The sequence below is a fragment of the Pseudomonas sp. SH10-3B genome, from assembly GCF_019891415.1.
Lineage (GTDB): Bacteria > Pseudomonadota > Gammaproteobacteria > Pseudomonadales > Pseudomonadaceae > Aquipseudomonas.
Window position 1 is genome coordinate 1 of sequence record NZ_JAFLXD010000093.1, and the last position, 7,298, is coordinate 7,298.

The 7,298-nt window shown below is 58.8% G+C and carries 8 protein-coding genes; 5 read left to right on the forward strand and 3 right to left on the reverse strand.

The window, feature by feature from the left end:
• The 3 genes from J1G35_RS30275 to J1G35_RS30285 all read left to right on the forward strand — a co-directional run.
• Positions 1-268: hypothetical protein (locus J1G35_RS30275; protein ID WP_223016839.1), on the forward strand; the 268-nt coding region annotated here is incomplete at its 5' end.
• Positions 269-344: 76 nt separating this feature from the next.
• A complete protein-coding gene (locus J1G35_RS30280; RefSeq protein WP_053139860.1) occupies positions 345-1,232 on the forward strand; it encodes a nitrilase family protein in 888 nt (295 codons plus the stop codon).
• Positions 1,233-1,246: 14 nt separating this feature from the next.
• A complete protein-coding gene (locus J1G35_RS30285; protein ID WP_223016840.1) occupies positions 1,247-2,416 on the forward strand; it encodes a hypothetical protein in 1,170 nt (389 codons plus the stop codon).
• 50 nt (positions 2,417-2,466) lie between these two features.
• Here J1G35_RS30285 and J1G35_RS30290 read toward each other — a convergent pair whose 3' ends face one another.
• Positions 2,467-3,435, reverse strand: coding sequence for a hypothetical protein (locus tag J1G35_RS30290; protein WP_223016841.1), 969 nt, complete (start codon positions 3,433-3,435; stop codon positions 2,467-2,469).
• Between the two features lie 196 nt (positions 3,436-3,631).
• Here J1G35_RS30290 and J1G35_RS30295 point away from each other — a divergent pair, with 196 nt between their 5' ends.
• Positions 3,632-5,128 (forward strand): helix-turn-helix transcriptional regulator, encoded by a 1,497-nt coding sequence (locus J1G35_RS30295; RefSeq protein ID WP_053139866.1) that lies wholly within the window; start codon positions 3,632-3,634, stop codon positions 5,126-5,128.
• Between the two features lie 131 nt (positions 5,129-5,259).
• Positions 5,260-5,532 carry a DUF1652 domain-containing protein gene (locus J1G35_RS30300; RefSeq protein ID WP_053139868.1) on the forward strand — a complete coding sequence of 91 codons (273 nt, stop codon included), beginning with the start codon at positions 5,260-5,262 and terminating at the stop codon, positions 5,530-5,532.
• Here J1G35_RS30300 and J1G35_RS30305 read toward each other — a convergent pair.
• Together J1G35_RS30305 and J1G35_RS30310 are read right to left on the reverse strand one after the other, a co-directional pair.
• On the reverse strand, positions 5,495-6,688 hold the full coding sequence (locus J1G35_RS30305; protein ID WP_223016842.1) for an MFS transporter: 1,194 nt from the start codon (positions 6,686-6,688) through the stop codon (positions 5,495-5,497). The genes J1G35_RS30300 and J1G35_RS30305 overlap by 38 nt on opposite strands.
• 76 nt (positions 6,689-6,764) lie before the next feature.
• Positions 6,765-7,073, reverse strand: coding sequence for an RcnB family protein (locus J1G35_RS30310; RefSeq protein ID WP_053139874.1), 309 nt, complete (start codon positions 7,071-7,073; stop codon positions 6,765-6,767).
• Between the last annotated feature and the right edge of the window lie 225 nt (positions 7,074-7,298).

The following is a 7,298-nucleotide window of genomic DNA, read 5'->3' on the forward strand; positions in this document are numbered from 1 at the left end:
GATGAAGACGAATGCGGTGTATCAGGCAATCCTCTGCGCCTGGTTTTGGGGCTGCTGCGCAGCCCAACGCGGGACAAGCCCGCTCGCCACAAAAATGCAGTCGACTGAAATTGCTTATGCAAGACTCAAGACTTTAGGGTTAAATTTTAACCCTTTAAAATCAGTAAGTTATTTTAAGCTTGAGGGGCTTGCTCCCGTTGAGCTGCGCGGCAGCCCATGCTTAAGCAGCGTTAGAGAATTTAACTACACCGCAGCAGGAACCGTCTGACTTCTCTTCGAACATTTCGTCACCTCTTATAAACCCCCAACCAACCCTGGTTGCATAACAATAAGAGGTCACCCCCATGAGCGAACCAACAAGCCCTGCCCGCGTCGCTGTCATTCAGTTCAACCCCCAAGTCGGTATAGCCAACCGAAGCGACAACTTGCATCAAAGTCTTGTACTGGCGACTGAAGCCGCAAACGGTGGCGCGAATCTGATCGTGCTGCCGGAGCTTTCCAATTGCGGGTATTTCTTCAGCAATCGCCAGGACGCGTTCGATCATGCAGAGGCAGTGCCGAACGGACCAAGCATGCGTGCATGGATCGATTTCGCCTGCAAGCATCAGGTGTACCTGGTGGCCGGCCTGAGCGAAATCGATGGTAAGCAGCTATTCAACACTGCGGTGTTGCTGGGGCCCGAGGGGTTCATAGGCAAATACCGCAAGGCCCATTTATGGAACCTTGAAAAGCTCTGGTTCACTCCAGGCAACACTGGATTTCCGGTGTTTGAAACGCCCATCGGACGCATTGGCCTGTTGATCTGCTGGGACATCTGGTTCCCCGAAGTGCCGCGAATTCTCAGCCAGCAAGGCGCCGATATCATTTGCAGCCTGAACAACTGGGTGTGGACGCCACCACCACTGTTCGATGAGGCGGGGAAGTGCATGGCGTCGTACCTGACAATGACCGCAGCGCACGTCAACAACGTATTCATCGCTGCCGCCAGCCGCATTGGTGAAGAGCGGGATGCCCGCTACCTTGGGTGCTCCTTGATTGCCGGGACCAATGGCTGGCCGATTGGCGCAGTGGCTTCGGCCAATCGCCAGGAGATCCTTTTCGCCGACATCGACATTACCAGTGCCCGCAGCGCACCGATCTGGAACAACCTCAATGACCTGCAACGGGACCGACGCAACGATCTGTATGACCAGATGCTCGGCTATTCCCAACACCCTGCCCTGCCTCGCTGAGGGAAGGGCATCCTATGGAAAAGTTATTTACCAAGAAAACGCCAACCTGCTCACGGGCGGATATTACGGTGGTTGCACTGGGACTGATCGCGACCTTGCTGGTGCTATGGGTCGTGTCCAGTCATCGTGGATCGTGGCCGGGATACAGTGAGATGGTGACGGCCCTGCCCCACCCCGTCGCCTGGTTGCGGTGGATAGCCGGAGATATCAGCGAAGTCGCTTTCTACAAGCACGAGCTCGCCTCACTGGGTCTATTAAGCGGTGCCTATCTGGCATGGTGGGCAAGCAAGTGTGGCAAAGCCTGGCAGGGCTTTTCCATTTGCTATGGCACCGGACTGTGGCCTTGGCTGGTAACCAGCTCGTTGATCGGGCTGTTGCTGAGCAACCTGCTGTGGGGCTGGAGCGTGACCGCCGAGACGTGGCAGCCTACATTTGCAGCGTTTGTGTCATTGCCCGCAGCGATGGTGCTCATGTTTGGCGGCGGTTGGAAAGTCACCCTCAACGGTGCCGTACTGGGCGCGTTGCTGGTCACCCCACTGTGCTTGTTGATCGTCAATCTGGTGTGCCTGCCATTGGGGCTGCCGGCCGTGGTCGGCAATGTGTTGGGCATGGCAGCGGGGAGCATCATTGCATTTGCACTGTGTCGGCGGGTGCCCTTGCTGGTGCGTTCGGACTACATCGCCGCCGTCAAGCCAACGCCTGTAAAACCGCCTGGCTACGGGCTGTTCTGGAGCCTGCGCCGGGTGCTGGCGGACTTCTCCGAAGCACCGTTTTTCGGGAATGAACTGGCCAGTCTCGGGCTGCTGGCAGGCGTGTTGCTCGCCTATGCCCTCAACCCCATGAGCCCGGCTTATGGCTCTGGCCTGCTGCTGTACATGATTGGCGCCCAGGCACTGACGTCGGCTTTTGGCGTCGTGATCTGGCGCCATCAGTGGATAAGGCGGGGCTGGTATCCAACCTATGTTCCATTGGTATCAGTGGTACCGGCGGCCGTGCTGACCCATGGCGGCAGTTGGGTGGTGATTGGCTCAAGTGCCCTGCTCGGCGCACTGGTCGCACCGCCATTGGCCTGTGCGATTTCGGCGAGGCTGCCGGCGCATTTTCACCCCTACATTGGCAATGTAGCTTCAATGGCCCTGAGCACGTTGATGATTGTGCCCATCGTAGGTTGGCTGGCGGGTTGAAGGGGATGGTTAGGGGGAATCCCCTAACCACCTTTGAATGCAACAATCGATCAAGCCAACGGCACCCGACGCGTCGTCAGCGCCATACGGCCCACAAAGAAGCTCAACGCAGCCCCCAGCAGCAACATCGCCAAGGTACTCCACGCCGCACGGGACAACTGCTTGGCCGCGACTTCACCGGCTTCACGGGCTTTCTGCTCGGCCTGTTGCTTGAGCTCATCGACTTTCTGCATCGCCTGCTGATAAGCCTGGGCGTAGTTGTCGACGATCTGGGTCGCTTCCTCTTTGCTCTTGCCGGTACGGGCGGCAACGATGTTAACCAGCGCGTCTTTATCCGCCGCGTTCAACGCCGGTTCACCGGAGGCTTTCACGCGTTCGAACCACTGCTTCAGCGCGTCACCCGCCTGGGCAGGATTGGCCGCGGCATCCGTCGCCGATTCCTTGCCGTCTGCGGCGGCCTGGTCGGTTTTCTGCTCCACATTGGACGGGTCCAGTTCAGGCTTGCCGCTTTGCTTGAGCAAGGTATCGAGCTGGCCTTGCAGGCTGTTCCAATCCAGGTGGATGCCCTGCTCGTCCAACTGCTGCTTGACGCTGTCACCGATCCCCGGTGCCACGGCGGCGATACCGCTACCGGCGGCCGACAGGCCTTTGCCCACCACATTGCCCGCCGTGCCCACGACGCTGGAAGCCAACGCCGCCAGCAACCAGGTAGTGAACAGTGTGGTGAGGGTCCAGGTCAGCAAACCGTGCAGGCCACCGCGATCCGGCGCGGTGCGCCCGGCGACGAAGGCACCGACGGCAATCGCCAGCAGCGTCGAGACAAACAGCCAGATACCGGCGCCCGTGCCAAAGCCGCGCAACGGGTTGCCCGCTTCCATGGGGTTGACGGCGCTGGCGCCGATGGCAGTGCCGAGCACGCTGAGCACCAGGTAAGTCACCAGGGCAATTGCACTGCCAGCCAGCACAGAGCTCCAGGACACACGAAACAGCGAGCGATTGGTTTCATAGACAGTGGTCATACAGAGGTCCTTCACATGTTGTAGGAGCAAGGCGAAATGCCTTGATGGGTGTGAGTGTGGCGAAACGACATACGTTCAGTCGTGGCCCAAATGCACCAGGCCTACTGGTGCATTAGCACCCCATGCTGCGCAATTGCTCTGCACTATCCTGACACCGGGGTGTCGTACTTTCATGCGTCTAAAACCCGGAGAAATCATGACCCAGGATGTCCTTGCCAAAGAAACCAACCGCCGCCAGTTGCAGCAGATCATCTCCGGGCTGTCCGACGGAATCATCCTGGCCGAGGTCGACCAGACCATCCTCTGGGCCAATGAAGCCGCACTCAGCATGCACGGTGTGGATGACGTCGCGGCACTGGGCAGCAATACCCGGGAATACGCCGAACGCTTCGCCCTGCGCTATCGCAATAATCATCCCTTACCCCTGGAGAACTACCCCCTCGCCCGCGCGGCGGCAGGCGATGAATTCAGCGACGTAGTGGTGGAGGTCATGCCCACCACCGACGAAGAAAAAACCTGGGTGCACCGCCTGCGCAGCCTGGTCATCAGTGACTCCCATGGCACGCCTGAATTGCTGGTACTGATCCTCAGCGACGCCACCGAATGGGCCAGCGCCGAGCAGCGCTTCGAGAAAACCTTCAATGCCAACCCGGCGCCCGCGGTGATCTGCCGCCTGAGCGACCTGCGCTATATCAAGGTGAATCAGGGCTTCCTGGAAATGACGGGGTATAACCGCGACCAGGTGATCGGCCGCTCAGTGTATGAGCTGGACGTGCTGGAACAGGCCGAGCGCAAAGACCTGGCCATCCAGCGCCTGGGCGAAGGTGCGACCATCCCGCAGATGCAGGCCGAATTGAGGCTGCCCGATGGCGGCAGCAAACTGGTGATCGTTGCCGGCCAGCCGCTGGACATGAACGAGGAAGACTGCATGCTGTTTTCCTTCACCGACCTGGAGCCACGCCGCAAGGCCGAAATCGCCTTGCGCCAGAGCGAAGAACGCTTCGCCAAGTCGTTCCGACTGACGCCGGTGCCGACCCTGGTGTGCAACGCCGCCAACCGGCAGGTGCTGGATATCAACGAAGCCTTCATGACCACAACCGGTTACACCAGTGAAGAACTGATTGGTAAATCCATCGAGGACATCAACTTCATCGACAGCCCGCAGGTGGGTACCCAATTGTTCGCCGCCCTGGAAAAAGCCGGCAACGTCGACGGCCAGGACCTCAAGGTGCGTAAAAAAGGCAATGAGGTGATCGACTGCGTGGTCTCCGCCGACACCGTGATCATTCAAGATGTGCCCTGCTACCTGATGGTGATGATGAACATCACCGAGCGCAAACGCTCAGAGCTTGAGTTGGTGGCGGCCATCGAGGAAGTGATGCAGGACGCGTCCTGGTTCAGCCAGACCTTGATCGAGAAACTGGCCAACGCCAAGAGCGTCAACACCCCCAACCTGCCCAACGTGGCCTTCACCGACTTGACCGCGCGCGAACGCGATGTGCTCGGCCTGATCTGCGAAGGCCTGGCGGACAAGGAGATCGCCTCGCGCCTGAAACTGGCGCCCAACACCGTGCGTAACCATGTGGCCACGGTGTATTCAAAGCTGGGGGTGCATAGCCGCAGTGCGGCGATTGTCTGGGCCCGTGAACGCGGGCTGTTCGCCGGTGAACTACGGGTTAAAAAACCGCGATAAAAGTGCAAATGCACTAGTGCCGCTAGTGCGAATTCGCCTTATCGCGGGGGTAGCTGCTCCTTAACCTTCAAGGGGTGAGTACAGGGCCTTGAACCTGTGCCGTGGTGAAACAACACCTTGAAGGAACCCACATGTTTACGCTCGCTCAACTGCGAAATTGCATCGAAGAAGGCCTCGCGCCGCTGACGTGCGAGTTCACCCTGTGTCGGGATGCGTCGCTGACCCTCAAGGTCTACGACGCCGATACCGGCCGGGTGGACCTGGTGGTGACGGGGATCAGTACCAACCGACTGCAAACCGCGCAAGACGTGGAAAAAATGGTTGAAGAACTGCGCTACGAACTGCATAGCAACAACATGGGCAAGCTCACGCTGGATGACTTGCCTTCAACGACGAACCAATGAAATAGAACACCCCGCCTGCAACGATAAACGCCCCCAACATATAGAACATGTAGTGGGCCGGCAGGCTGGCCAGCACCAGTCCGCACAATACCGGCCCCAACGCAGCCCCCAGGTTGGACAGGTTCTGCGCCCCGTAGTACATGCCGCGCAGGTGATCCGGGGCGATCCGGTCGATAAACATGTACTCGGCCGGAAACACGATAATTTCCCCGACTGTAAACACCGCCATTGCCAGTACCCACCACAGCACGCTGGTGGACAGCGCAAACCCGATCAAACCCAGCATGAACATGCTCAAGCCTGCGATCAGCCATTGGCTGAGGTGGCGGTGGGAAATGCGTCGACCAATCACGTACTGCAAGGCAATCACCAGCACGGCGTTGGTGGTGAGCACGGCGCTGATCACGGTGTAGGTGTTTTCGGCAGTGGTCGTGGTCACCAAGTACTGCGACAGGTACGCGGTGAATTGGCCGAACACTACGGCACTGAGCAATCCACCGACGGTGAAGCACACCAGGCGATGGTCACGCAGCAGCACGCGGCCGACGGCCAGGAACGGCACCGGCTTTTGCGTGACATCGGCGGTCGCCAGGGTGCGGTCGCCCCAACGCCAGTACAGCAGGAAAAACCCCGCCCCCAGCAGCGCCGACAAGATGAACGGCAGGCTGATGTCCAGCTTGGCCACCATCGCCCCAAAGAACGGTCCCACGGCATAGCCGATATTGGTCAGCGTGTACTTGATGGAAAACACTTCGCTGCGTGCGTCTTCGGGCAGCAAGCTGGCAAAACCGGCCTTTACCGCAATATCGATGACCGCGTAGGCCAGGTTGATCAGGATCAGGCAGCTGTAGAACGCCCAGATATTCTGCGCCAGCACCGTACCGATAAACCCCAGCACAAACAGCACGCTCAAGCCCAGCAACAACCGAAAACTGCTGATGCGGTCGACCAGAAAACCGCCATACACGCTGAGCAGCGAGCCAACGATCAACGAGCTGCCGATCACCAGCCCAACCTGGGAGATGTCGAGAGCAAAGTGGCCGGTGAGGTAGATCACCAGGTAAGGAAAAGTAATCGCCTTGGCCAACGTCAGCAGCAACGTGGCGGACAACAACAGGTTCACGGCGCGGGGGTAGTTTCTTATTGTGGCAAGCATCCTGCTCTCTTTCGTCTAAGGTAACGCGGTCTTGAAGGCCGGTTACCTTAGCGCAAGAGCGAGGAAAAAACGCGGGTCATTTCTTGACGGGCGTGATCTCAAGAATGGTGCCGTTGGTGGTTTTGAGCAGCACGAACTTGTCGCCCACCCGTGACCATTGGCTGTCGGCTTCAGGCTGCTTGAGGCCGCGTTTCTTCCAGTCGCTGACCGCCGATTCCTTGCGCATCAGGATATCCGGGGCGCGGTCGCCTTCTTTCAAATCACGGGCATTGATGTTCGAAGGCTGCACGGTTTCCTGCGGGGTATCGCCGGCCTGCACGACAAAGCTGGCGGTGGACAGGCTGGCGGCGACCAGAACACAGGCGGCTAGGGTTTTGGACTTCATGGGTGCTCCTTCAATGAATGATGCGTACCCAGGTTCCGACCACAGGCGCACGGAATCATTCAGCCTGCTCAACCTTGATCCCCTGTGATGAGCATAGGTATCTACAAAACTTTTCAGACCCTGACAAATCTCCCTGTGGCGAGCGGGCTTGTCCCGCGCTGGGCTGCGAAGCAGCCCTAAAACCAGCCGCTACAGAGTGTCTGATACACCGCGTTCTTCTGTAAT